Source organism: Mycobacterium sp. HUMS_12744610 (genome assembly GCF_041206865.1).
Classification (GTDB): Bacteria; Actinomycetota; Actinomycetes; order Mycobacteriales; family Mycobacteriaceae; genus Mycobacterium; species Mycobacterium servetii.
The window spans coordinates 4,496,054-4,518,062 of the sequence record NZ_JBGEDP010000001.1; the positions used below are offsets into that span (position 1 = coordinate 4,496,054).

Genomic DNA, 22,009 nt, shown 5'->3' on the forward strand with positions numbered 1-22,009 from the left:
GGCGGCTTGCCCGATGTGGAGGGCAAAATCCACATGGCCGTGAGGTGAGCCCCTCGTAGTGGTCCAGTTGTTGTGTGACTCTGTTGCCCGGTGTGCCGGGCAGGAAGAATCGGCAACGACATGACATCGAAGAAGCGCCGGCGGCACACGCCGGATCAGATCATCCGCAAGCTCGCCGAGGGCAACAAGCTGCTGGCGTCGGGCCAGGAACTCGACGAGGTGTGCCGTCACCTGGAGGTCGCCGAGTCGACCTGGCATCGCTGGGTGGCCCAATACGGCGGCATGAAGGCCAGCGACGCCAAGCGGCTCAAGGAACTAGAGGCCGAGAATGCGCGGCTCAAGAAAATGTTCGCTAACCAGGCTCTTGACATCGACATGCTCAAGGAGCTGTCGGCGGGAAACTTCTAACTCCGAACCGCAAGCGCAGCGCCGTGGATATGCTGCGCGACCGGTTCGGGGTGTCACAACGGCGCGCCTGCACGGTGGTAGGCATCCACCGATCCACGATGCGCCTGGCCCCACCGCCGATGAGCACCGAGGAAGCCGAGTTACGCACCTGGCTGCGCCGGTTTGCCACCGACCGGCCCCGCTGGGGGTGGCGGCGGGCCGCCAAGATGGCGCGCCGCGCTGGTTGGCAGGCCAACAACAAGCGCATCCGCCGCCTCTGGCGTGAGGAGGGCCTGCGGGTCCCGCAGCGCCGCAAGAAGAAGCGGTTGACCGGCATCGGTGTCGTCGTGGGGGCGATGTCACCGATCCGACCGAACGTGATCTGGGCGATGGACTTCCAATTCGATACCACCGCTGATGGCCGCGCCCTAAAGCTGCTCAACGTGATCGACGAGTTCACCCGCCAAGCTCTCGCCATTGAGGTTGATCGCCGCATCGACGCTGACGGCGTCGTTGCCGTCTTAGACCGTCTGGCCCTCACCCACGGCGCGCCAGCCTATGTGCGCTTTGACAACGGTCCGGAGTTCGTGGCCCGCGCCGTCAACGATTGGTGCCGATTCAACGGCGCCGTTTCACTATTCATCGATCCCGGCTCGCCATGGCAGAACGCCTGGGTCGAGTCGTTCAACGGCCGGCTCCGCGATGAATTGCTCAACGCCTGGCGCTTCGACTCGCTCCTGGAAGCCCGCGTGATCATCGAGGACTGGCGCCGTGACTACAACGCCAACCGACCCCACACCGCCCATGGCGAACTCACCCCCACCGAGTTCGCTCTACAGTGGACCACGACCCACCAACCCCAAGTCGCATAGCGACTGGACCACTAAACGGGACCCCCTCAGCCGCACGTCGGCAGGTGACCAAGAAGCTGCGCACTGTGCTTCCCCCGAAATCGTGGAGGGTTTCCTATGCCGCTTCCGGCTTGGTCTTGGATTCCCTGATCTCGTAGTTGACGGGTGAGAGCCCGTCGGCGGCGCTGTGCCGGCGTTGGTGGTTGTAGAAGGTGTAGCACCAGTCGATGACCACGGCCTGCGCTTGGATAGTATCACGGAAACGATTGCGGGACAACACTTCCCATTCGAGTGAGGAGAAGAATGCCTCTGCGGCAGCATTGTCGAAACACGATCCGACCCGGCCCATCGACTGCCGAATCCCCAACTTCCGGCACAGTGCGGTGAACGCGCCCGCGGTATAGGTGCTGCCGCGATCGGTGTGGAATATGACCCGCTCGGACTCCTCGTCGCGCCAGATCACTCGGCGGCCACCGCGGGCGGCCACGGCCATTTTGATGGCCGCGCACGCCAGCTCGGCATCTGGGTGTAAGCCCATGGCCGCGCCCAGCAGCCGGCGGCTATACAGATCGATCACGGTCGCCAAATACAGCTTCTGCCCGGACTCGGTCGGAATCTCGGTCATGTCACCGACCCATTTGCAGTTCGGCGCGGCCGCGGTGAAGTCTCGTTTGACCAGGTCGGGGAACTTCGGTGCCGTCTTGTCCTGTTTGGTAAGCCCATTGCGGCGCTTGATGCGGCGCGCCACCAAACCCTGGCGGCGCATCGAGTCGGCCACCGTTTTCTCCGACACCTGCCAACCAAGATCACGCAGGTCATCGACCAGCCGTGGTGAACCATGTAGTCCCTTGGCCGCCTTGAACGCCGCAGCGACCGCGGCATCGAGTGCAACGCGGCGCCGATCGGTGTCGGTGTGCAACCCATCAGGATCGTCGGCACGGTTGATCCACTTGTAGAACCACGCCATGCTGACCCCCAACAGAAAGCACGTAACCGTATGCGGCACCCGGTATTTGGCCCTCTGGTCAGCGATGAAGCGTGCCACGCTCACTTCGTCGCCTCCTTCACCCACAGGACCACTGATCGCTTGAGGACATCACGCTCCATCCGCAGCTCGGCGTTCTCGGCCCGCAACCGCTTGAGCTCGGCGAGATCGTCGCGGGTCAGCTCCCCACGACCCTCACGCGCCTCTCGATCCTGGGCAACCCAATTTCCCAGAGTGCCCTCGTGGATCCCCAGGTCCCGCGCGACCTGGGCGATCGACTTACCCGTCTCACGCACGATCCGAACAGCCCCCTCACGGAACTCCCGGTCGTACTTCTTCCGTTTCTCTGACATCGCTACTCCTTATAGCTGATGCCTCCACGGTCTCGGGGGAATGCCACACTCACTGCTGTAAGGCATCGAAGACCGATGAAAGCGAGATTTGGATCGGTGAGTGTGGTCACCTGATCTGGCCCCACTTTGGCCGTTGTTCTTCACGAATGTTGGCCCCACCGGGGTGGTGATCATTGCCGGCGGGGTGGGGCGGTGTGTCGTCACGAATGTTGGCCCCATGCTCGTTCAGATCGTTCCTGTCGCCCGTCGTTCCTGGCGCTCAGGGAGGGTCGGTCAGGATGCGGTCACGCGTGGAGTTGTTCGAGAAGATCAGGAGGGATCGGCGGGTTGAGGGCCTGTCGATCCGCGAGTTGGCAGACCGGCACGGCACGCATCGTCGGACGGTGCGCCAAGCCCTTGGTGATGCGATTATCGCACCGGGCAAAGCCTTCACGTCGCGTTCGGCACTCAGGCGCAGGAGGCGTTTGTGGAGGGCCACGTGTTGGGCTTCGAGTACTTCGGTGGGGTGCCGGGGCGGATCCGCTACGACAACCTCAAGCCCGCCGTCATCCGGGTTCTCAAGGGCCGCGACCGGGCCGAGTCCGAACGGTTCATCGCCCTGCGAAGCCACTACGGGTTCGACTCGTTCTTCTGCCGCCCGGGCCTGGGCGGCGCCCATGAGAAGGGCGGAGTGGAGGGCGAGTTTGGACGCTTTCGCCGCCGCCACCTCGTCCCGGTCCCGGCGGGGGCCTCGCTGGCCGACCTCAACGCCTTGATCGCGGTCGCCGACCGTCTCGACGACGACCGGGTGATCACCGGGCGCCCGGTTACCGTCGGTGCGGCGTTCGCCGCCGAGCACGACTCGTTGATGGGGTTGCCGGACGAGGTGTTCGACTGCGCCCGTCTGCTGGCTGCTCGTGTCGACAAACGCGCCAGAGTGTCAGTGCGGCAGTGCTTTACTCCGTGCCGGCACGCTACGCTGGTCGACGGCTTCCGGCGCGGCTGAGTGCTCGTGGTGTCGAGGTCTACGACGGGCCTCGGGTGGTGGCGCGCCACGATCGGGCGGTCGGACGCCACGTCGAGGTGCTGTGCCTGGATCACTACCTGGAGGTGCTGGTGACCAAACCCGGCGCGCTGCCGGGAGCGACGGCGCTGGCTCAGGCCAAGGGGCGCGGGGTGTTCACCGCCAGCCACGGGCGTGTCATTCCATCTGTGTAAGTCCGGGGTGGTCCATCATCGGACCGCCGTTGGGCGGACAGAAGGAGTGTTTTGTGACCAAGACCATGCAGATGCCGGCTGAGGAGACGACCGCGGCGCGGCGGCTGGCCGAGATGTTCACCGAAGAGACGCTGGACTCGTTGATTAAGGATGCGGTGAAGACCGGGACCCCGATCGACGGCGCGGACGGTTTGCTGAACCAGCTGACTAAGGCCGTGCTGGAGCGGGCGCTGAATGCGGAGCTAACCCACCATCTGGGTTATGAGGCCGGCGATCCGGCCGGACGCGGATCGGGAAATTCGCGCAACGGCACCACGCCGAAAACGGTGACCACCGTCAACGGCCCGGTGCAGATCGATGCGCCGCGTGATCGCAACGGCTCGTTTGAGCCGGCGATTGTGCCGAAGAAGACCCGCCGGCTCAACAACATCAATTCGGTGGTGTTGTCGCTGTATTCACGGGGAATGACCACCCGCGATATCGAAGCCCACCTGCAGGAGGTCTATGGGGCGTCGGTGTCGCGGGAGTTGATCTCCAATATCACCGAGGTGGTGGTCGATGAGATCAAGGCCTGGCAGGCCCGCCCGCTCGATGAGGTCTACCCGATCCTCTACATCGATGGGCTGCGGCTGCGGATCGGCGACAACGGGGTCATCACCACCAAGGTCGCCTATTTGGCCATTGGCGTGGATCTGGAGGGCCGCAAACACGCCTTGGGCTGCTGGATCCAGGACTCCGAGGGGGCGAAGTTCTGGCAGAAGGTCGTCATCGACCTGCGCAACCGCGGGGTGCGCGACATCCTCATCGCCTGCTGCGACGGGCTGACCGGTCTGCCTGATGCGATCCGCTCGATCTATCCCGATACCGTGGTGCAGACCTGCGTCGTGCACGTCATTAGGAATGCGATGCGCTTCGTGTCTTATAAGGACCGCAAGAAGGTCGCCACCGCGATGCGGGCGATCTACAGTGCGCCGACCGTCGATGGAGCCGAACTCGCACTCAAGGAGTTCGACCAGCAATTCGGCGCCCAATATCCGGGTGCAATTGACGTGTGGCACAACGCCTGGGGGGAATTCGTTCCGTTCCTGGACTATCCGGTGGAGTTGCGCAAGATCGTCTACACCACCAATGCGATCGAGTCGATCAACTTCCAGTTGCGCAAGATCACCAAGAACCGTGGTCATTTCACGGACAAGGACGCCGCGATGAAGTTGCTGTACCTCGGGCTGCGCAACATCTCCAGCGAGAGAGGAGGCTATTCGGGTACTGGAACGCACAACTGGACTGTGGCGCTCAACACACTCGCCAGACTATTCCCTGGGCGAATCCCATTGTGCTAGAATACAACTCGTAGTCAAATCACCTCTGACTTACACAGAAATCGTGACAGGCTCCCAGCCACCGGCCTACTGGGACGCTGCTCGCACGGCGCGCGGTGACGCCGCCGGAACCCGCGCGCTGATCACAGTCCTGTTGGCGCACCGCACGATGGCCGCCTCGGCGTTGACCGCCGCGATGGACCAGGCCGGACTCATCGACGCTCGCCGCGATACGGCGGCGATCGCGCCGGTGGTTCCGCTCGGTGCGCTGGCCCGCTACGACCGTCCCGCTCCGTCGTTGACCGATTACGACGACCTGCTGACCGGAAGCGAATCATGGCCACCACCGCCAGCAAGCCGGTGAGCACCGATGCCGCGGCGCAGGCCTCGATCGGGGCTTCGGCCCGTGAGTTGCACCTGCCCACCGTGCGCACCGAAGCCGCTCGGCTGGCCGAGATCGCCGCACGGCAACGTCACACCCATCTGCTCTATCTGGCCGAGGTCTTGGCCGCAGAGGTCGATGACCGCACCGAACGACGCCTAGCTCGCTCCGTCAACGAGGCCAAGTTCCCCGGGCCGAAACGGTTGGCGGAGTTCAACAGCGACGCCGTGACCGGTATCGCACCTGCAACGCTGGGGCAGCTCGCTGCCGGGCACTACATGGATGCCGGCGAGCTCGTCGTGCTGCTCGGTGACTCCGGCACCGGCAAAACCCATTGTGAGTCTTGAAAACGGACTCGGAAGAGTTCCGGCGCCGCCAAGTGGAAGGGTCGGTGTCGGTGACCGCGACTGACCCTAAAGACTCATTGGCCCACCCCGCGCGGCAGGTGCCCTTGCTTTGGATATGTCGTCGATGGTGACCGGCACCGGCCTGGCCCACCACGACTGGCCTGATCAGACGCCTGGCCGACCCGAATGTCGGGCCGTGCCTCATCACAGTCTTGCCACACGGTGATCCCATCCAGGGCCGGTGCCAACCTGATGCACCCAACAGATGTGGAGAACGCCATGACACCCATGCTGGCAGACAAAGTCGACTTCGTCATCGGCGTCGACACCCACCGCGACTCGCACACCGCCGCGGTCATCACCGCTACCGGTGGACTCAAGGAACGCCTTACCGTGGCCACTGACGCGTTTGGATTTCGCGAGCTCGACGCGTTCGCCGCTGCGCACGCGCGGGGTCGGCGGGTCTGGGCCGTCGAGGGCACCGGCAGTTTCGGGGCAGGGTTGACCACCCACCTGCTCAAGCGCGGCGAATGGGTCGTGGAGATCGACCGCCCGGCACGTCCCGCCCGTCGCGACGGAGCTAAATCCGATGATCTCGATGCGGTACGAACTGCCCGCGAAGCGCTAACCCTTGAGCATCTGGCAGCCCCACGGGCTCGCGGCGACAGAGAAGCCATGCGCGTCCTGCTGACCGCACGCGAAGGCGCAATCCTGGCTCGCACCAAAGCTATCAGACAACTCAAAGCCATGATCGTCAACGCCCCCAGGCGCTGCGCGATCAGCTGCGCCGCGGCACCACTGACGAACAGCTCAACCGCTGCGCACGCCTCCGCACCTTGCCATCACACTCCATCGAACACCGGGCCACGGTGCGTGCGATCCGGGCCACCGCGCGGCGTGCACTCATGCTCGAAGCTGAAGCAGCAGAACACGAAACCGAACTCGAGCTCCTCGTAGCCGCCGCCTGCCCACAACTGCTTGAACGACCCGGTATTGGCGTTATCACCGCAGCGCAACTGCTCATTTCCTGGTCACACCGCGACCGCGTCCGCAGTGAAGCCGCATTCGCCGCCTTAGTTAGCCGGCGCGGCTCCCATCCCCGCCAGCAGCGGCGCTACCGTGCGCCATCGCCTCAACCGGGCCGGGGATCGCCAGCTCAACCGCGCATTGCACACCGTTGCTTGACCGGACTGCGCTTCGAACTGGCCACCAAGGCCTACGCCGCGCGACGCACCGCCGAGGGCAAAACTCCCCGCGACATCAATCGCTGCCTCAAACGCGCCATCGCCCGAGAGGTCTACCGCATCATGCAGACCCACGCGCAATCAACCACCACCAGAACGGCGGCTTGACAGACATAGAAGCATCCTGCTCATCGGGCTCGGGCGGGCGGCCTGCGAGCAGGGACGTCGGGTCCGCTACGTCACCACCGCCCAGTTGGTCAACGAACTCGTCGAAGCCGCCGATGAACGTGTCCTCTCCCGCGTCTTGGCTCGGTACGGGCGCTTGGATCTGCTCTGCCTCGATGAACTCGGATACGTCCAAATCGACTCCCGCGGAGGAATTGCTGTTTCAGATCATCACCGAACGCGAAGAACGCGCCTCGGTGGCGATCGCGACCAATCTCCCGTTCAGCGAGTGGGGCACCGTGTTCCCCGACCCGCGCCTGGTCGCCGCCATCGTCGACCGCATCACCTTCAACGCCCACATCATCTAGACCGGCACCAAGTCCTACCGGCTACGCACCAGCAACACGACCAACCGCACCAAACGCACCACCTGATCCACGGTAGGGCCAAAATTCACGACGACAGTGGGCCCAAGGCACTTGACGAAACACAGATCGGGTGGCCACCACGGGGATGGGCCGATCGATGGCGCGTCGGATGTTGATCGGCCTGAGGCTGCTGGATCCTGCCGAGCAGGTCGACGGGCGCACGCTGCCGGTCGGTGGCCGACAAGCTTGGCATCGTGCGCCACAGACGCTACTGAATCGGGTACGCAAGGCACAGTTGATGCCGTTCAGCGTCCCGTTCGAGCTTAGTGAACGAGCGATCCGCACGTTCGGTGTGAGCCGCCCCGATGCTCCTCCGTGCCGCAAGACGTCCGAGATGCCGGTGCCTTTAGACTCAGGACTTCGCCGCGGCCCGGGCGAGCAGCCGCAGCAGTACCTGGCTTAGAGCCGCGAGCACGAGCTTCACCGGCGGGAACGACGCTGTGGACGACAATGTGTAGTCGATGCGGGTTCCCTGCCCCTCGTGTTGAGTGAGGCGTACCTCGCCCTGGTAACCGGGGATGGGTACGCCTGAGCGGGCGGCGTAACCGAACCGGTTCGGGACCTCGAAGGCCACCACTTCTTCGGTCATCGCCGGTCCTGGGCCGGGCGTACTGATCCGACGCACAGCGCCAAGACCGTTCGGCTCGGGACTGCCAGGCCGGTCGATGGTCACGGTCACCCCTGGGCCCCAGTTCGACATACCTTCGTGATCGGTCAGGATTGCCCAGACGGACTCGATCGGGCGGGCAACGGTGGTGGTGGCGGTCGCGTGCATGGTGGCTCCCTTAGTCGGGGTCGACTCGATGAATGCCGCACGCCCGGCTGCAGCCCGGCGGGTGTTAGACAGGCCGCATCAGCCCCGGGGACGCGCGTCCAGGACAGGCCCCCGCGCTGATGGGGCCCTCCCAGTTCAATTGTTGTCACCCGCTTTAGGTAGCTACCTGAGATAGCCCACGAGGGTTCCTTCTGTGCCGAACAGTTCCTCTTGCCAGCGTTCCAGTAATGCACCGGTGTCGATGTCATCGGGATGAAACCCGGTCCGCTGGTAGACGCGCAGCTCAGGGATGAGTCCCCGTAGCAGTGGGCCGCGGTAGAGCCGGTAGGTTTCTCGCACTACGCGCAGCGGCCGGCGACGCGCTTCGGGGTCCTTGGACACCGAGTAGGCAGTAACCCCGAGGAGCAGTAACAAAAGCAGGGGAATCATCACCGCCATGACACGCCGGCGCACCTTCTCGGTGCCGCCCACCGTCTGGAACACATCGAATGCCACCGACTTGTGCTCCAACTCTTCGATCGCATGCCAATTAAGCAGATTCCAGATCTCCAGCTCGCCCGGGATCGCCTGAATCTCCTCGTCACCAAGTACCCGCTCTGCAAGTACGGCGGTGAAGTGTTCGGCAGCCGCTGTCACCGCCAAAGGGATCCGCGGAGGCAAGAACTCCTCAACGCGTTTCACCCAATCAACGAACTTCTCCGAATCCCACCACGCGATCGGGTACCCCATCTCGATGAGTTTCTCGTTGATCGCCCGGTGCTGCTGGCCGTGCACCGATTCTTGACCGATAAAACCCGCCACCCGCTTCTTCAACACCGGATCGGTGATCTCATCAGCAAACCGGCGCACTGAGCGAATGAACATCTCTTCTCCCGGCGGGAACGACCCCGACAAGTTAGCCACGAAGTGGCTAAACACCATGTCGTTGTTGACGTAGTACTTGCTGCTTTGAGCGAACGGGAAACGTATCCGCCGCGTCTTGGGGTAGCGAGACTCCACCACCGGGGCCGCGGCAACAGCCAGCCCGCCAGGTCCCATGTCGCCCTCAACCATGGTAAGCGCCTTTCCTCGTACATTGGGTATCAGATACCAACAGTAGCGCACTGAACCGCCCAGGGGAGACCAGAGATTTTCTGATTTGAGGGGACTGTCGCAATAAGGGTGTTAACGGCCTGATCGGTCCCGGTGTGTCGGGGCTGGAAAGGTCGTTTAATGACCGAGCCTGTCGTGGCTGTGCAGCCATCACAGAACCCTGAAGTCAAGGCCGCCGCCATGGCGGCGATCGATGTCCCTGGTAGCCGTGAGGTCGACGAGCTCGAGGTCGCCCGGGAGTGGGTGCGCCAGGCCCGCGAGGCCGGCGTGGCGCTGACCGGGCCGGGCGGGTTACTCAAAGCGATGATCAAGACGGTCATCGAAACCGCCGTTGATGAGGAATTATCCGAGCATCTCGGCTATGCCCGCCACGATCCGGCCGGGTATGCAAGCGGCAACTCCGGCAACGGAACCCGCGTCAAGGCAGTGCTGACCGATGCGTGCGGTCCATTGAAATTGACGTCCCGCGCGATCGAGCGGGCACGTTCGAGCCGCACATCGTCCAAAAGCGTCAGCGACGCCTGACCGACGTCGATGAGGTGGTGTTCTCGCTGTATGCCCGTGAGTTGACCACCGGCGAGATCAGCGCCCGTTTCGCCGACATCTACGGTGCGTCGGTGTCCAAGGACACCATCAGCCGGATCACCGACCGCGTTGTGGAGGAAATGACGGCCTGGCACACCCGCCCGCTGGAGCGCGTGTACGCCGCGGTGTTCATCGATGCCCTGCATGTCGAGATCCGCGACGGGCAGGTCGGACCGCGGCCGGTCTACGCGGCCATCGGGGTGGATCTGGCCGGGCACCGTGACGTGCTGGGCATGTGGGCCGGTGAAGGTGACGCTGAATCAGCGAAGTACTGGCTGGCCGTGCTGACCGAGTTGCGCAACCGCGGCGTAGCTGACATCTTCTTCCTGGTCTGCGACGGCCTTAAAGGCCTACCGGCCTCGGTGAGCGCGGTGTTCCCCGACACCGTGTGAGGTGTTTCTGACTTAACCGCAGAGATCGCGCGGGAAATTACCCAATGCATGGCGTCTCCCCGGTGGGGTTGGTGCTGGTTCGACGATGGTAGTCCAGGCGGCGTTGGCGTGCTCGGTCGAGGCCGTCACGACGGGCCTGGCGGATAGCCTCTCCACTGCCGGCGTGCTCGTCGTCGGGGGTCACATAGCCAATCGCTTCGTGGAGCCTGACGCAATTGTATTCGGTTCGCACCCTTGCGAGTTCGGTTTCCAGCAGCGCCGGGTCGGTGATGGCCTCCAGGTGCGGCCACTCGCACTTGATGTGGCCGAAGAACGATTCGATCCACGCTTGGTCTTGTGGCACGCCGGGGCGACCATGGTGTTGGACGATGGCCATCAGGGCCATGAAAGCGCGGGTGTCGTGGGCGGTCATCGGCGGCCCGTTGTCGGAAACCGCCAGTAGGATCGGGCGGCGCGGATCGTCCGCGTCGAGGTCGAGGCGCTCGTCGGTCACCCGACTTTTATCAAATTAGTGCGCACCGCCGCTGGCGTGGATTTCTGCTAGTGCTTGGGCGAGGTCGTCGGGGATGGGGTCGGCGGCGGTCAGTGTCTGCTTTCCGGCTTGGATGGTGATGGTGCGGTAGCGCCGTGCGGTCCGCACGAATTTCTTGATGCTCCAACCTGTTCGGTGCTCGATCCAGTGGGTGAGGGCCATCGCGGCGAACACGATGCTCAGGTGGGCGTCGATCGATTCCCGTTTGTGGTGATAGATCGGGCGGGCTTGTAGGTCGTGCTTGGACATCCGAAAGCTCTTTTCGATGCGCCACAAGCGGTGATAGGCCTCGATGATGAACTTTGGGGTCTGCTCGGTGAGGTTGGTGGTGTAGCCCTTCCAGCCGGCCAGGGCGCGGGCCTTGGCTTCCAGGTCGCGGTCGATGGCCTTGGTTTCTCCGCTCAGGGTGATGAACCGATTGCGTTTGACCGGGGCTTTGCCCTCAACGGCACGCTGGGCTTTGGTGATCTGGTCATCGATGCCCCGCAGCGTGCGCCGCGCCCGGTCGTGACGGTACTGGTAGTGGATCACCCGGTCGGGGATCCCGCGGGTCTTTTCCCGGCTGGTGGCTGGCCAGGGCTGGGTCAAGATCAGCTCATCGGGAACGGCCTGGTCGGGGTGTTGGTCGTGCCACTCGCGCACGACATCGGGCAGGTAGGGCAGCCGCGCACCCAGGATGTAGGTCAATCCGGCGGCGGTGATATCGATTTGGTTGGCCTCCGAGATCATCCCGGCATCAGCGACCACCGTGATGTCGGTGAGCTGGTGAGCTTTTTTGAACGCGTTGAGCACCGGCAGCATGGTGGCGGTCTCGGCTTTGTTGCCTTCAAAGGCGCGCACCGTGAGCGGGAACCCTGAGGCATCGGTGAGCAATCCGACGGTGATCTGGGGTTCGAGGCGTCGTTCTTTGGAGAATCCGGGCTCGCGGAACCCGTCAGCGGTGTCGGTTTCGAAGTACAGCGTCGTCACGTCATACAACACCAACGTGGCCGGCCCCAGATCGGCGTGTGCCGCACACGCCGCCGAAAGGCGTTCCCGGAAGCCATCTTTGGCATAAACTGGTAGGCGGCGGTTCAAGGTGGGGTATGACGGGGCGGCCACCCCGGTCTCCTGCAGGACCCGGGCCGAGTCGATCTTGCTGGTCGGTTCGATGGGGCGTGTCATTCCATCTGTGTAAGTCCGGGGTGGTCCATCATCGGACCGCCGTTGGGCGGACAGAAGGAGTGTTTTGTGACCAAGACCATGCAGATGCCGGCTGAGGAGACGACCGCGGCGCGGCGGCTGGCCGAGATGTTCACCGAAGAGACGCTGGACTCGTTGATTAAGGATGCGGTGAAGACCGGGACCCCGATCGACGGCGCGGACGGTTTGCTGAACCAGCTGACTAAGGCCGTGCTGGAGCGGGCGCTGAATGCGGAGCTAACCCACCATCTGGGTTATGAGGCCGGCGATCCGGCCGGACGCGGATCGGGAAATTCGCGCAACGGCACCACGCCGAAAACGGTGACCACCGTCAACGGCCCGGTGCAGATCGATGCGCCGCGTGATCGCAACGGCTCGTTTGAGCCGGCGATTGTGCCGAAGAAGACCCGCCGGCTCAACAACATCAATTCGGTGGTGTTGTCGCTGTATTCACGGGGAATGACCACCCGCGATATCGAAGCCCACCTGCAGGAGGTCTATGGGGCGTCGGTGTCGCGGGAGTTGATCTCCAATATCACCGAGGTGGTGGTCGATGAGATCAAGGCCTGGCAGGCCCGCCCGCTCGATGAGGTCTACCCGATCCTCTACATCGATGGGCTGCGGCTGCGGATCGGCGACAACGGGGTCATCACCACCAAGGTCGCCTATTTGGCCATTGGCGTGGATCTGGAGGGCCGCAAACACGCCTTGGGCTGCTGGATCCAGGACTCCGAGGGGGCGAAGTTCTGGCAGAAGGTCGTCATCGACCTGCGCAACCGCGGGGTGCGCGACATCCTCATCGCCTGCTGCGACGGGCTGACCGGTCTGCCTGATGCGATCCGCTCGATCTATCCCGATACCGTGGTGCAGACCTGCGTCGTGCACGTCATTAGGAATGCGATGCGCTTCGTGTCTTATAAGGACCGCAAGAAGGTCGCCACCGCGATGCGGGCGATCTACAGTGCGCCGACCGTCGATGGAGCCGAACTCGCACTCAAGGAGTTCGACCAGCAATTCGGCGCCCAATATCCGGGTGCAATTGACGTGTGGCACAACGCCTGGGGGGAATTCGTTCCGTTCCTGGACTATCCGGTGGAGTTGCGCAAGATCGTCTACACCACCAATGCGATCGAGTCGATCAACTTCCAGTTGCGCAAGATCACCAAGAACCGTGGTCATTTCACGGACAAGGACGCCGCGATGAAGTTGCTGTACCTCGGGCTGCGCAACATCTCCAGCGAGAGAGGAGGCTATTCGGGTACTGGAACGCACAACTGGACTGTGGCGCTCAACACACTCGCCAGACTATTCCCTGGGCGAATCCCATTGTGCTAGAATACAACTCGTAGTCAAATCACCTCTGACTTACACAGAAATCGTGACAGGCTCGTTCGATGACCCGCGCACACACTAGCGCGCGGAACACCTCGTCGGCTACCTGGTCGAATCCAAGGCCCCGGTAGCCCTGGCACAAGGCATCCCACAGATGCGCCGCCCGCGAGGAGGTGATCGGCAGCGGCGCCGACCCAGCTCGAGGGGCAATCCCGAGATCCAGCTCGGGCCTGGCCGGCGGCCAGCCGTTGGGTGGCGGTCGCCTTGAGCGCCGCCACCCCCGCCTCATCATGGGCTGAGCCCAAATGCTCGATCGACCGTGATCCCCGCCGAGATGACCACACGATCTGCACCGCGGTCGCCCCAGAGCTGGTTTTCACCGCGCGCACGTAGGCCACCACCGCACCCTACGGACCCATTCTGAAGGACCCCGGGTTTGATGCACACCTCGTTTTGTGTGACCGGTGTTGTCCGATCCGATGAGGAGCGTAGTACCCGGACGCCCAGTTGTGCGCGGTCAGTTCGTGTCGTTGGCGTCGTGCCATGCCTGCCAGATGTCGGGGCGGAGCCGACCGCGGTCGGGTACCTGCAGGCCGACGGCGCGGGCCCAGGCGCGCACCTCGGCGGTGCTCGGCTCGGGCGCTGGGGCTGCTTGATCGAGTTCGGTGACGATCGATCTTGGTTGGCGAGATACGTTGCAGCGCAGCGTGGTCAGTGATCGCCCAGGCGTGGGCGGCGTGGGGTACGCACGTTCGGACGCGCCTGCTTGCGGGTGCGCGGCGATTGCCAGAACACCGCGTCGCGGCCCCCCGCGGTGGTGAACCACCGTCGATTGGGGTCCCGGCTTTCACGAACAACCAGCTGCGAGCGGTTTTCCCTGGACCGCTGCACAATCACATCGATGGCCGCACCGCGGCGCTGGCACGAGCGCAACGGCAGGCGTTCGACGATCACCGCATCTGTGGGCCACTCGTTGAGGCTGACTGGGTAGCAGTACAGCGCCTTGACCCGCGGCCACGTCCCCGAGGTCCGAAACAGCAGGTCACCGCCGGGTTGGGGAACCCGCAGCAGATACAGCAGCCGGGAATCCTCATCCGGGTTCGAGCGCGATCACCAACTCCGCCACAGTCCCCGAGTCTGCCGGTGCGCGGCCCCGAAGCGGGCCTGTGGGGCTTACTGGTGGCCGGTGTGCTCGGCGGCGTGCAGGCGCTGGTAGTGCTCGGCCTCGACCTCGGCCGGCGGGCGTCGGCCCAGACGGTGCATCAGCCTGGCTGTGTTGTACCAGTGCACCCACGCCGAGGTGATGTCCTCCAGGTCGGCGAGGGTGCGGATCGGGCCGTTGCGAAACGGTGAGCCCTCGCGGACGCACTCGGTTTTGTAGAGCCCAATAGTGGTTTCGGCGAGCGCGTTATCGAGGGCGTCTCCGACCGTGCCGACCGAAGGTTTCAGCCCGGCCAACATCAGAATTTCGGTGAAATGTATTGCGGTGTACTGTGATCCGGCATCGCTGTGGTGGATGGTGTTCCCGGACAGCGGACGACCCTCGCGGGCTCGGCGGGCTGCGGCGGCCCGAATGGCGCGTTCGACGAATGCGGTGTTTTTCCTCAGCGAGCATTCCCAGCCGGGGATCAGGCCGGCGTAGGCGTCGATGACAAACGCGGTATAGCCGAACCCGCCACCGTCGAGGGGCACGTAGGTGAAGTCGGCCACGTGCAGAGCGTCGGGTCGCGTTACCCGGAACCGCCGACCCACCAGGTCCGGTGCCCGCTCGGCGGCTGGATCCCGCTCGGTGGTGCGCACCCGGCGGGTTCGGGTCACGCCGCGCCAGCCGTTGGCGCGCATCAGCCGTTCTAGCGTGCAGCGGGCCACGGGGACGCCCTGGCGCTGCAGATGCGCCCACATCTTCACACTGCCGTACAGGCATTCTGGAGGCCGTTTGCCATCGCCGTCGGGCTCGTAGATGCCGGCCAGGATCTCGGTGATCGTGGTGTCCCATAGTGCCCGTTTCGACGGTGCTGCTGCCCGGTGTGCCCAGTAGGTACGCGGGGCGATCGCCACGCCCTGGATACCCAGAGCGCGGCAGATCGGTACGACCCCGAACCGGTCCTTGTGTTCGTCGATGAACGCACAGATCAGCGGTGTAGCGGGTCGCACTCCCGCGCGAAGAAAGTCGTTGCGGCTTTTAGTACTTCGATTGTGGTTTCGAGCTCGCGGTTCTTCCTGCGAAGCTCACGCAGCTCTTGTTTTTCTTCGCTGGACACCCCGGCCCTCTCGCCCGCGTCGACCTCGGCCTGGCGCACCCACTTGCGCAGCGTCTCCGCGCTCATCCCCAGCCGGCCGGAGATCTCGCGCATCGCCGCCCACTCCGTGGCGTAGTCATCGCGGTGTTCGCGGACCAACCGAACCGCCTTGGCCTTGGTGTTCTCGTCGTACTTGCTCGGCATCGTGCCCATCCTTCCCTCAGAAGAAGGTGTGCAAGAAACCCGGTACGGTTCATTCCTAGTGCACAAATCCGCACCAGCGACCACCCAAACCCACAGGTCACAGCCCTACAGCCCGACCCAGCCAGCCAAAGTGATAAAAGTCAGGTGTCATACCGGTGTCCTACCGCAGTGTCCAGCGGCATCTTGCCATCACGGTCGAGAAGCGGTACCGGGACAAGATTGCCGCGAAATGCTTTGCCTACGCCTCGGATTGCGGTGGGCTGAGCCTGATCCTTTACGACGCAACCACATTGTGGTTCGAGGCTGAGAACGAAGACGAACTCCGCAAGGTCGGCTATAGCAAGGACCGCAAAGTCGATCCACAAATCGTGGTCGGGCTGCTGGTAGACCGCACCGGGTTTCCGCTGGAAATCAGTTGCCACGAGGGCAATACCGCTGAGACGACCACGATAGTGCCGATCATCACCAGCTTCACCGAGCGCCACGATCTCAAAGACACGCCGGTGGTGGTCGCCGCCGATGCCGGGATGTTGTCGGCAGCCAATCTCAAAGCCCTCGACGAACTCGGCTGCTCGTTCATCGTCGGCTCTCGAACCACCAAAGCCCCCGGGGATCTGGAATCCCATTTCCATTGGAACGGCGATGCTTTCACCGAAAAACAGATCATCGACACGGTCACCCCGCGACACGGAAAATCCAAGGTCAACGACATCAAGCTGCGGTCCGAACCGGTCTGGGACCCCGCCGAGCACCCGAATGCGTGGCGGGCAATCTGGTCCTATTCGGCCACCCGGGCCCGCCGCGACCAGAAGACCCTGGCCGCCCAGGAACAACGCGCCCGCGCCATCGTCGATGGAGAACGGCCCGCCAAATCCGCCCGGTTCGTCAAGGTCAACGGTTCTGACCGCCACCTCGACGAAACCGCCCTGGCCCGAGCCCAATCGCTGGTCGGCCTCAAAGGCTACGTCACCAACGTCCCGGTTACGGCGATGCCGGCCACCGAGGTCATCGACAAATACCACGACCTGTGGAAGGTCGAGAAGTCGTTCCGGATGTCCAAATCAGACCTCGCCGCCCGCCCGATCTTCCACCACCAGCGCCAATCCATCGAAGCGCACCTGACCATCGTGTTCACCGCCCTGGCCGTCTCCCACGCCATCCAGTCCCGCACCGGCCTGTCCATCGCCCAAGTCGTCAAACAACTGCGGCCCCTGCGCAGCGCCACCATCGCCATCAACGGCACCACCCAAACCTTCCCGCCAGCCATTCCCGCAGGCCAGCGCCACATTCTCGACTCGCTCGGGCTCAAAACGGGGCACTAACGAATGTCCTAACTCAGGCCGGACGGCACCCTGATCCTCCCGCCCTCACGGGCTACAACCTCGCAATCCCCCACCAGACACGCGCTGATCACCAGTTTGCTCCGTTTGCTGAGCCGGGCCTTGCCCACGCTGAAAGCTTCACCTCGCTGACACCCAGCTCAGCAGCGATCACCGTGATCGTCGCACCCTCGGGGTGTCCCGGTACAGCGCGGCCGCGTCACGCTTGAACTCATCGGGATGATTTTTCTTTGCCATCGGGTTGGATCATCTCGCTTCCCCAGGCCAAGCCTGGAATTAAGCGTGTCCAACACACGGGGTTAAGTCCCGCCAGAAGCCAATTCGCAAGTGCTTTGGTGTGATGTCGAGGCCGGCAGAGTTACCGACCGGGATGCTTTGGTCGTGAAGCGCAGACCGTCATCGATCTTGCCGCGGCGTATTTGACGAACATCGAAGAGGTAATTCTGCTTTGCTTTCCACGGACCGCGGGATCCGGACTTAGGCAGTTGATCCATGGCGCGTTGGAAGTAGCCGGGCGCAAAATCCGTGAACGGCAGCTCCTCGACATCCTCGCCAGGGTGGGGAGCTACGACGGTGTCGTAGCCGTGCGCATCCATGTAGTTGAGTAACCGACAGACATATTCAGACACTAGGTCTGCTTTCAGTGTCCATGACGCGTTGATGTAACCGATAGTGAAGGCCATGTTCGGGACATCGGATAGCAGCATGGCCTTATAGGTCATCGACTTGGCGACGTCGACGACCTTGCCGTTGTGGGTAACCTTGGCGCCGCCGAACAACCGCATGTTCAAACCGGTTGCGGCGACAATGATGTCGGCCGTCAACTCCTGACCCGAGGAAAGCTTGATCCCGGTCCTGGTGATGCGGTCGATAGTATCGGTGACTACAGTGGCCTTGCCGTCCCGAATGGCCTTGAAAAGGTCCCCGTTAGGGGCCAGGCATATCCGTTCATCCCACGGGTTGTACTTCGGCCCGAAATGCTTCTCCACGTCATAGCCTGCGGGCAGCTGGTATTTAGCCCAAGCGATCAACGCTTTTCGCATGGAACGGGGAAAGCGACGCGCCAGTCTGTACTGCGCTACAGCTAAGAGGATGTTCTTCCAGCGGTTGACGAAGTCCGCGGTCCTTGTCGGTAACCACTTGATGAGCTGTACGGCGATGGGGTCGATGTTTGGCAGGGATCCGATGTAAGTCGGTGAACGCTGCAGCATCGTGACCTGGCCAGCGCCTGAATCCACGAGGGACGGAATAAGGGTCACTGCGGTAGCACCGCTGCCGATAACGATGATGTTCTTGCCCGCATAATCGAGGTCTTCGGGCCAGTTCTGCGGGTGAACAATAACTCCTTCGAAATCCTCCTCGCCCCGGAATTCTGGACGGTACCCCTGGTCGTAGTCGTAGTAGCCGGTGCACGCAAACAGGAACGCGGCCGTGATCTCGGTCGTTTTCTGGCGGTCCCCAGCGACCTTGATCGTCCAGCGCCTGTCGGCGTCCGACCAGTCCGCAGACAATACCTGGCTACCAAACCGGATGTGTTTGTCGATGCCGCTCTCGGTGGCAGCTTCCCAGAGATAATCCTTGATGGTGGCTCCATCAACGGTGAAGCGCGGCGAGTGCCACGGCTTGAAGCGGAACCCGAAAGTGCACATGTCGGAATCCGATCGGATGCCGGGATACTTGAACAGGTCCCATGTACCACCCAGATCAGCTCTGCGCTCTAGAACTAAATAACTCTTGTTGGGACAGCGCTCCTGCAGATGCCAGGCAGCGCTGATACCGGAAATACCAGCACCCACAATCACAACGTCAAAGGATTCGGACATAAAACTGCATGCTCCCTTCTTGGCGACGGTCTCGGTAAGGTTCGATCACTTCAGGTAGCCGACCAGGGCCCCCTCGGTGCCGAAGAGTTCCTCTTGCCATTGCTCGAGCAACGCGTTGGTGTCGATGTCGTCGGGGTGAAATCCCGGTCGCAAGTATTGCCTGAGCTCTGGGATCAAACCCCTGAATATCGGACCGCGGTAGACCCGATAGGTCTCACGCACCAACCGCACTGGTTGACGGCACGCTTCGGGATCCCGCGCCACCGAATACGCCAGCGTGCCACTCATGAGGAGGAGCAGAAGGGGAATCATTACCGCCATCACACGTCGACGCACCCGCTCGGTACCCCCCACCGACCGGAATACATCGAAGGCAACCGACTTGTGCTCAAGTTCCTCCAGCGCATGCCACTTCAGGAGATTCCACACCTCCGCATCGCCCGGGATCGCCCGGAAGTCCTCATCGCCGAGCAGCCGCTCAGCAAGTATCGCGGTGAAGTGTTCTGCGGCTGCTGTCACCGCCAGCGGAATCCGAGCCGGCAGCAACTCCTCGATGCGTTTCACCCAGTCAACAAACTTTTCTGAATCCCACCACCCGATCGGATACCCCATGTCAACGAGCTTGTCATTGAGCGCCCGATGCTGCTGGCCATGCACCGATTCCTGACCGATAAACCCGGCCACTCGCTTCTTCAACCCAGGATCGGTGACCTCATCGGCGAACCGCCGCACCGACCGAATGAACAACTCCTCCCCCGGCGGGAACGACCCCGACAAGTTCGCCCACAGGTGGCTGAAAATGATGTCGCCATCGAAGAAATACTTGCTGTCCTCGCCAAAGGGGAAACGTATTCGCCGGGTCCTCGGATACTGAGACCCCACACTTGCGGCACTCGCAGTGGTCACCGCACCTTGTCCTGTGTCTTCGTCGACCATGACAGGCTACCTTTCCTCGAACATCGAGTTTCGGATACCGATAGTATCGGGTTCTAACGCGGAATGCTACACGCTACAAGGTCCTTCCAGAGGGACTGTCTGAACAACGGTGGATCTGATTTTGGTCTGACAGGCCGGGCGTGAGCTTGGCGGGAATGACTGACGATGTCAGAAACACTCGATCCCATGGCGATTGAACTGGATCAACGTGAGCTTCCTGAACAGCTGCTGGCTCAAGCGAGGGAACAAGGTGTCGAGCTGGTCAGCCCGAACGGTCTGCTGAATCAGTTGACTAAGAACGTGCTCGAGACGGCGCTGGATGCCGAGATGGCCGAGCACCTTGGTTATGACATGTCCCCGGTGAATGAGTCCGCCTTGTTTTAGAGTCCTGCGGAATTTGTCAACCTGAATGAGGCACCGTTGAGGGGTATTTACTGAGTGGCCTCCTCGGTGTCGTCTGGTTTGTTGATCCACGAGCCGTTGGGCAGTTTCGGTGGTTTGGGAGGCTTGCGCACGAACCGTTCTGGGTGTGCGGCGTAGGCGGTGTCGAGCACGCCGGCGCGCTTCTCGCGGACGATGACGGCGGTGCCGTAATGCACGTCGGCGGGAACGTGTAAGCCCAGCCCGGTATGGCGATGTTCATCGTTGTACCAGCCGAAGAAGATCTGGCAGTGCCGGCGGGCGGTCTCGATCGAGGCGAACCAATCAGGGAAGTCGGGCCGATACTTCAGTGTCTTGAATTGCGCCTCGCTGAACGGGTTGTCGTCGGAGACGTGCGGGCGTGAGTGCGACTGGGTGACGCCCAGGTCGGCGAGCAGGAACGCCACCGGCTTGGAGGTCATCGAAGAGCCACGGTCGGCGTGGATGGTCAACTGGTCGCGGCCGATACCCTGCTTGGCGCATGTCTGGCGGATCAGCACCTCGGCCAGCGCCGCAGACTCCCGGTGCGCGACCATCCATCCGACCGCGTAGCGGGAGAAGATGTCCAAGATCACGTAGAGGTAGTAGTACGTCCACTTCGCCGGGCCGCGCAGCTTGGTGATGTCCCATGACCAGACTGAATTTGGCTGGCGTGCAACTAATTCCGGCTTCACCGTCGCGGGGTGGGTGGCTTGGCGGCGCCGCTCCTTGCTTTCACCGGCTTGGCGCAGCAGCCGGTAGAAGGTCGAGATCGAGCCGAGGTAGCGGCCTTCGTCGAGCAGTGTGGCCCACACCTCGGTCGGCGAGGTGTCGACGAAGCGCTCGCTGTGCAACTCAGCCAGGATCGCGGCCCGCTCAGTGGCAGACAACGCGCGAGGCTGCGGTCGGTCCTTGTGGCCGATCGGCGCCGGCCGCTGCGGTGGCGGGCTGTGCCGGTGTCGGCGGTAGTAGCTGGCTTGGGCGACACCGACGACATCGCAGGCGTTGCGTACGCCGATCTTGGGCGCCAGCTCGGCGATCGCTGCGTCGCTCACTTCATCGACCCGTTCTCGGGCTCCGCGCTCTCGGAGAGCGTCTCCAAGAGCGCGTGCAGTTTTGCCTGCACGTCCACCACGAAGCGGGTCTTGGCCAGCTCCTGCTCCAGTTGGCGCTTCTCGGCCTCCAGCCGGGTGATCCGCTCGGCCTGTGGGTCGCGCCGCTTACGTCCGCGCGGAACGGCCAAGCCAGCCAGCGCGCCAGCGTCGCGGGCCTGCCGCCACTGCACAATGTGGCTGGAATACAAGCCCTCCCGGCGCAACAGCGCACCCTTCTCACCTTCGGGAGCAGCGTCGTAAGCGGCCAGCATCTCCAGCTTGTACTTCGCGGTGAACCTCCGGCGCCGGGCACGCTCGGGCACCTCAGGGTCAGGACGTTCCATCCCAGCGTCATTCATCCGACCAGGATCTTCGATCCCGGTCGCTCGGACCAATGCGGTCACCTTGTTCGTCATCTCGGGGAAGCTCTCCATCCCCGCCCTCGGGTCACTAATTGTCAGGGGGCAGGTGCCTCAACTCAGGTT

20 protein-coding genes and 7 pseudogenes are annotated in these 22,009 nt (G+C 63.1%); 14 read left to right on the forward strand and 13 right to left on the reverse strand.

What is annotated here, in order from left to right:
- Nucleotides 1-120: 120 nt before the first annotated feature.
- Nucleotides 121-1,259 (forward strand): IS3 family transposase gene (locus AB8998_RS21695; RefSeq protein ID WP_369739713.1). Its coding sequence is split into 2 segments (ribosomal slippage): nt 121-391 and nt 391-1,259, totalling 1,140 coding nucleotides; the frame shifts between segments, so codons are not numbered across the junction.
- Between the two features lie 94 nt (nt 1,260-1,353).
- Here the strand turns inward: AB8998_RS21695 and AB8998_RS21700 are convergent.
- Both AB8998_RS21700 and AB8998_RS21705 read right to left on the reverse strand, forming a co-directional pair.
- The gene (locus AB8998_RS21700; RefSeq protein WP_369739714.1) at nt 1,354-2,289 is read right to left on the reverse strand and encodes an IS3 family transposase; all 936 of its coding nucleotides are present in this window, start codon (nt 2,287-2,289) and stop codon (nt 1,354-1,356) included.
- Nucleotides 2,286-2,576 carry a transposase gene (locus tag AB8998_RS21705; protein WP_369739715.1) on the reverse strand — a complete coding sequence of 97 codons (291 nt, stop codon included), beginning with the start codon at nt 2,574-2,576 and terminating at the stop codon, nt 2,286-2,288. Before AB8998_RS21705 ends, AB8998_RS21700 begins: the two co-directional genes overlap by 4 nt.
- A 466-nt stretch (nt 2,577-3,042) precedes the next feature.
- On the opposite strand from AB8998_RS21705, the gene AB8998_RS21710 reads away from it, so the two are divergent.
- The 9 genes and pseudogenes from AB8998_RS21710 to AB8998_RS21750 form a co-directional block, all read left to right on the forward strand.
- The gene (locus tag AB8998_RS21710) at nt 3,043-3,561 is read left to right on the forward strand and encodes a hypothetical protein (protein ID WP_369739716.1); all 519 of its coding nucleotides are present in this window, start codon (nt 3,043-3,045) and stop codon (nt 3,559-3,561) included.
- A 38-nt stretch (nt 3,562-3,599) separates the two neighbouring features.
- Nucleotides 3,600-3,773: a hypothetical protein gene (locus AB8998_RS21715; protein ID WP_369739717.1), complete on the forward strand. Its 174-nt coding sequence runs from the start codon at nt 3,600-3,602 to the stop codon at nt 3,771-3,773.
- Between the two features lie 104 nt (nt 3,774-3,877).
- Complete coding sequence (locus AB8998_RS21720; RefSeq protein WP_369741377.1) at nt 3,878-5,113, forward strand: IS256 family transposase; 1,236 nt, start codon at nt 3,878-3,880, stop codon at nt 5,111-5,113.
- Nucleotides 5,114-5,156: 43 nt separating this feature from the next.
- The gene (locus AB8998_RS21725) at nt 5,157-5,456 is read left to right on the forward strand and encodes a hypothetical protein (protein ID WP_369739718.1); all 300 of its coding nucleotides are present in this window, start codon (nt 5,157-5,159) and stop codon (nt 5,454-5,456) included.
- Nucleotides 5,429-5,821 carry an ATP-binding protein gene (locus AB8998_RS21730; RefSeq protein ID WP_369739719.1) on the forward strand — a complete coding sequence of 131 codons (393 nt, stop codon included), beginning with the start codon at nt 5,429-5,431 and terminating at the stop codon, nt 5,819-5,821. Before AB8998_RS21725 ends, AB8998_RS21730 begins: the two co-directional genes overlap by 28 nt.
- Nucleotides 5,822-6,007: 186 nt before the next feature.
- Nucleotides 6,008-6,778: an IS110 family transposase gene (locus tag AB8998_RS21735; RefSeq protein ID WP_369739720.1), complete on the forward strand. Its 771-nt coding sequence runs from the start codon at nt 6,008-6,010 to the stop codon at nt 6,776-6,778.
- Entirely contained in the window at nt 6,727-7,173 is a 447-nt protein-coding gene (locus AB8998_RS31705; protein WP_475582075.1) for a transposase, read from the forward strand. Before AB8998_RS21735 ends, AB8998_RS31705 begins: the two co-directional genes overlap by 52 nt.
- A gap of 7 nt (nt 7,174-7,180) precedes the next feature.
- Nucleotides 7,181-7,604 (forward strand): annotated as a pseudogene (locus AB8998_RS21745) (ATP-binding protein); the annotation flags it as partial.
- A gap of 79 nt (nt 7,605-7,683) precedes the next feature.
- Nucleotides 7,684-7,764, forward strand: a pseudogene (locus AB8998_RS21750) (hypothetical protein); the annotation flags it as partial.
- Between the two features lie 186 nt (nt 7,765-7,950).
- Here the strand turns inward: AB8998_RS21750 and AB8998_RS21755 are convergent.
- Together AB8998_RS21755 and AB8998_RS21760 are read right to left on the reverse strand one after the other, a co-directional pair.
- Nucleotides 7,951-8,373 (reverse strand): SRPBCC family protein, encoded by a 423-nt coding sequence (locus AB8998_RS21755; protein WP_369739721.1) that lies wholly within the window; start codon nt 8,371-8,373, stop codon nt 7,951-7,953.
- A 162-nt stretch (nt 8,374-8,535) separates the two neighbouring features.
- Complete coding sequence (locus AB8998_RS21760) at nt 8,536-9,411, reverse strand: metal-dependent hydrolase (protein ID WP_369741697.1); 876 nt, start codon at nt 9,409-9,411, stop codon at nt 8,536-8,538.
- A gap of 234 nt (nt 9,412-9,645) precedes the next feature.
- Here AB8998_RS21760 and AB8998_RS21765 point away from each other — a divergent pair.
- Nucleotides 9,646-10,430: pseudogene (locus AB8998_RS21765) on the forward strand (IS256 family transposase); the annotation flags it as partial.
- Nucleotides 10,431-10,479: 49 nt separating this feature from the next.
- Here the strand turns inward: AB8998_RS21765 and AB8998_RS21770 are convergent.
- Nucleotides 10,480-10,935 carry an integrase core domain-containing protein gene (locus AB8998_RS21770; protein WP_369739722.1) on the reverse strand — a complete coding sequence of 152 codons (456 nt, stop codon included), beginning with the start codon at nt 10,933-10,935 and terminating at the stop codon, nt 10,480-10,482.
- A gap of 15 nt (nt 10,936-10,950) precedes the next feature.
- Nucleotides 10,951-12,138, reverse strand: a pseudogene (locus AB8998_RS21775) (IS1634 family transposase); the annotation flags it as partial.
- 117 nt (nt 12,139-12,255) lie between these two features.
- Here AB8998_RS21775 and AB8998_RS21780 point away from each other — a divergent pair.
- Nucleotides 12,256-13,491, forward strand: a complete 1,236-nt coding sequence (locus AB8998_RS21780) for an IS256 family transposase (RefSeq protein ID WP_369741377.1) — start codon at nt 12,256-12,258, stop codon at nt 13,489-13,491.
- Between the two features lie 55 nt (nt 13,492-13,546).
- Here AB8998_RS21780 and AB8998_RS21785 read toward each other — a convergent pair.
- The 4 genes and pseudogenes from AB8998_RS21785 to AB8998_RS21795 all read right to left on the reverse strand — a co-directional run.
- Nucleotides 13,547-13,886, reverse strand: a pseudogene (locus AB8998_RS21785) (IS1634 family transposase); the annotation flags it as partial.
- A 119-nt stretch (nt 13,887-14,005) separates the two neighbouring features.
- Nucleotides 14,006-14,314, reverse strand: a complete 309-nt coding sequence (locus tag AB8998_RS31620) for an Lsr2 family DNA-binding protein (RefSeq protein WP_420492646.1) — start codon at nt 14,312-14,314, stop codon at nt 14,006-14,008.
- Nucleotides 14,200-14,442, reverse strand: a complete 243-nt coding sequence (locus tag AB8998_RS31625; RefSeq protein ID WP_420492658.1) for a hypothetical protein — start codon at nt 14,440-14,442, stop codon at nt 14,200-14,202. The genes AB8998_RS31620 and AB8998_RS31625 overlap by 115 nt, the downstream gene beginning before the upstream one ends.
- 219 nt (nt 14,443-14,661) lie before the next feature.
- Nucleotides 14,662-15,932 (reverse strand): IS3 family transposase gene (locus AB8998_RS21795; RefSeq protein WP_369739723.1). Its coding sequence is split into 2 segments (ribosomal slippage): nt 14,662-15,659 and nt 15,659-15,932, totalling 1,272 coding nucleotides; the frame shifts between segments, so codons are not numbered across the junction.
- A 158-nt stretch (nt 15,933-16,090) separates the two neighbouring features.
- On the opposite strand from AB8998_RS21795, the pseudogene AB8998_RS21800 reads away from it, so the two are divergent.
- Nucleotides 16,091-17,254 (forward strand): annotated as a pseudogene (locus AB8998_RS21800) (IS1634 family transposase); the annotation flags it as partial.
- Nucleotides 17,255-17,571: 317 nt separating this feature from the next.
- On the opposite strand, the gene AB8998_RS21805 reads toward AB8998_RS21800, so the two are convergent.
- Both AB8998_RS21805 and AB8998_RS21810 read right to left on the reverse strand, forming a co-directional pair.
- Entirely contained in the window at nt 17,572-19,095 is a 1,524-nt protein-coding gene (locus AB8998_RS21805; RefSeq protein WP_369739724.1) for a flavin-containing monooxygenase, read from the reverse strand.
- A gap of 45 nt (nt 19,096-19,140) precedes the next feature.
- Entirely contained in the window at nt 19,141-20,031 is an 891-nt protein-coding gene (locus tag AB8998_RS21810) for a metal-dependent hydrolase (protein WP_369739725.1), read from the reverse strand.
- A 165-nt stretch (nt 20,032-20,196) separates the two neighbouring features.
- Here AB8998_RS21810 and AB8998_RS21815 point away from each other — a divergent pair.
- Nucleotides 20,197-20,382, forward strand: a pseudogene (locus AB8998_RS21815) (IS256 family transposase); the annotation flags it as partial.
- 80 nt (nt 20,383-20,462) lie between these two features.
- On the opposite strand, the gene AB8998_RS21820 reads toward AB8998_RS21815, so the two are convergent.
- Nucleotides 20,463-21,883, reverse strand: a protein-coding gene (locus AB8998_RS21820; protein ID WP_369739726.1) for an IS3 family transposase whose coding sequence is annotated in 2 segments (ribosomal slippage) — nt 20,463-21,550 and nt 21,550-21,883 — 1,422 coding nt in all. Because the reading frame shifts where the segments join, the coding sequence is not laid out codon by codon here.
- Nucleotides 21,884-22,009 lie beyond the last annotated feature (126 nt).

What these genes read in the sequence shown, in the direction of transcription:
- AB8998_RS21705 (WP_369739715.1), bottom strand. Translation starts at nt 2,576, where the DNA reads ATGTCAGAGAAACGGAAGAAGTACGACCGGGAGTTCCGTGAGGGGGCT.
- AB8998_RS21730 (WP_369739719.1), top strand. Translation starts at nt 5,429, where the DNA reads ATGGCCACCACCGCCAGCAAGCCGGTGAGCACCGATGCCGCGGCGCAG.
- AB8998_RS21735 (WP_369739720.1), top strand. Translation starts at nt 6,008, where the DNA reads ATGTCGGGCCGTGCCTCATCACAGTCTTGCCACACGGTGATCCCATCC.
- AB8998_RS31705 (WP_475582075.1), top strand. Translation starts at nt 6,727, where the DNA reads ATGCTCGAAGCTGAAGCAGCAGAACACGAAACCGAACTCGAGCTCCTC.
- AB8998_RS21755 (WP_369739721.1), bottom strand. Translation starts at nt 8,373, where the DNA reads ATGCACGCGACCGCCACCACCACCGTTGCCCGCCCGATCGAGTCCGTC.
- AB8998_RS21760 (WP_369741697.1), bottom strand. Translation starts at nt 9,411, where the DNA reads ATGGGACCTGGCGGGCTGGCTGTTGCCGCGGCCCCGGTGGTGGAGTCT.
- AB8998_RS21805 (WP_369739724.1), bottom strand. Translation starts at nt 19,095, where the DNA reads ATGTCCGAATCCTTTGACGTTGTGATTGTGGGTGCTGGTATTTCCGGT.
- AB8998_RS21810 (WP_369739725.1), bottom strand. Translation starts at nt 20,031, where the DNA reads ATGGTCGACGAAGACACAGGACAAGGTGCGGTGACCACTGCGAGTGCC.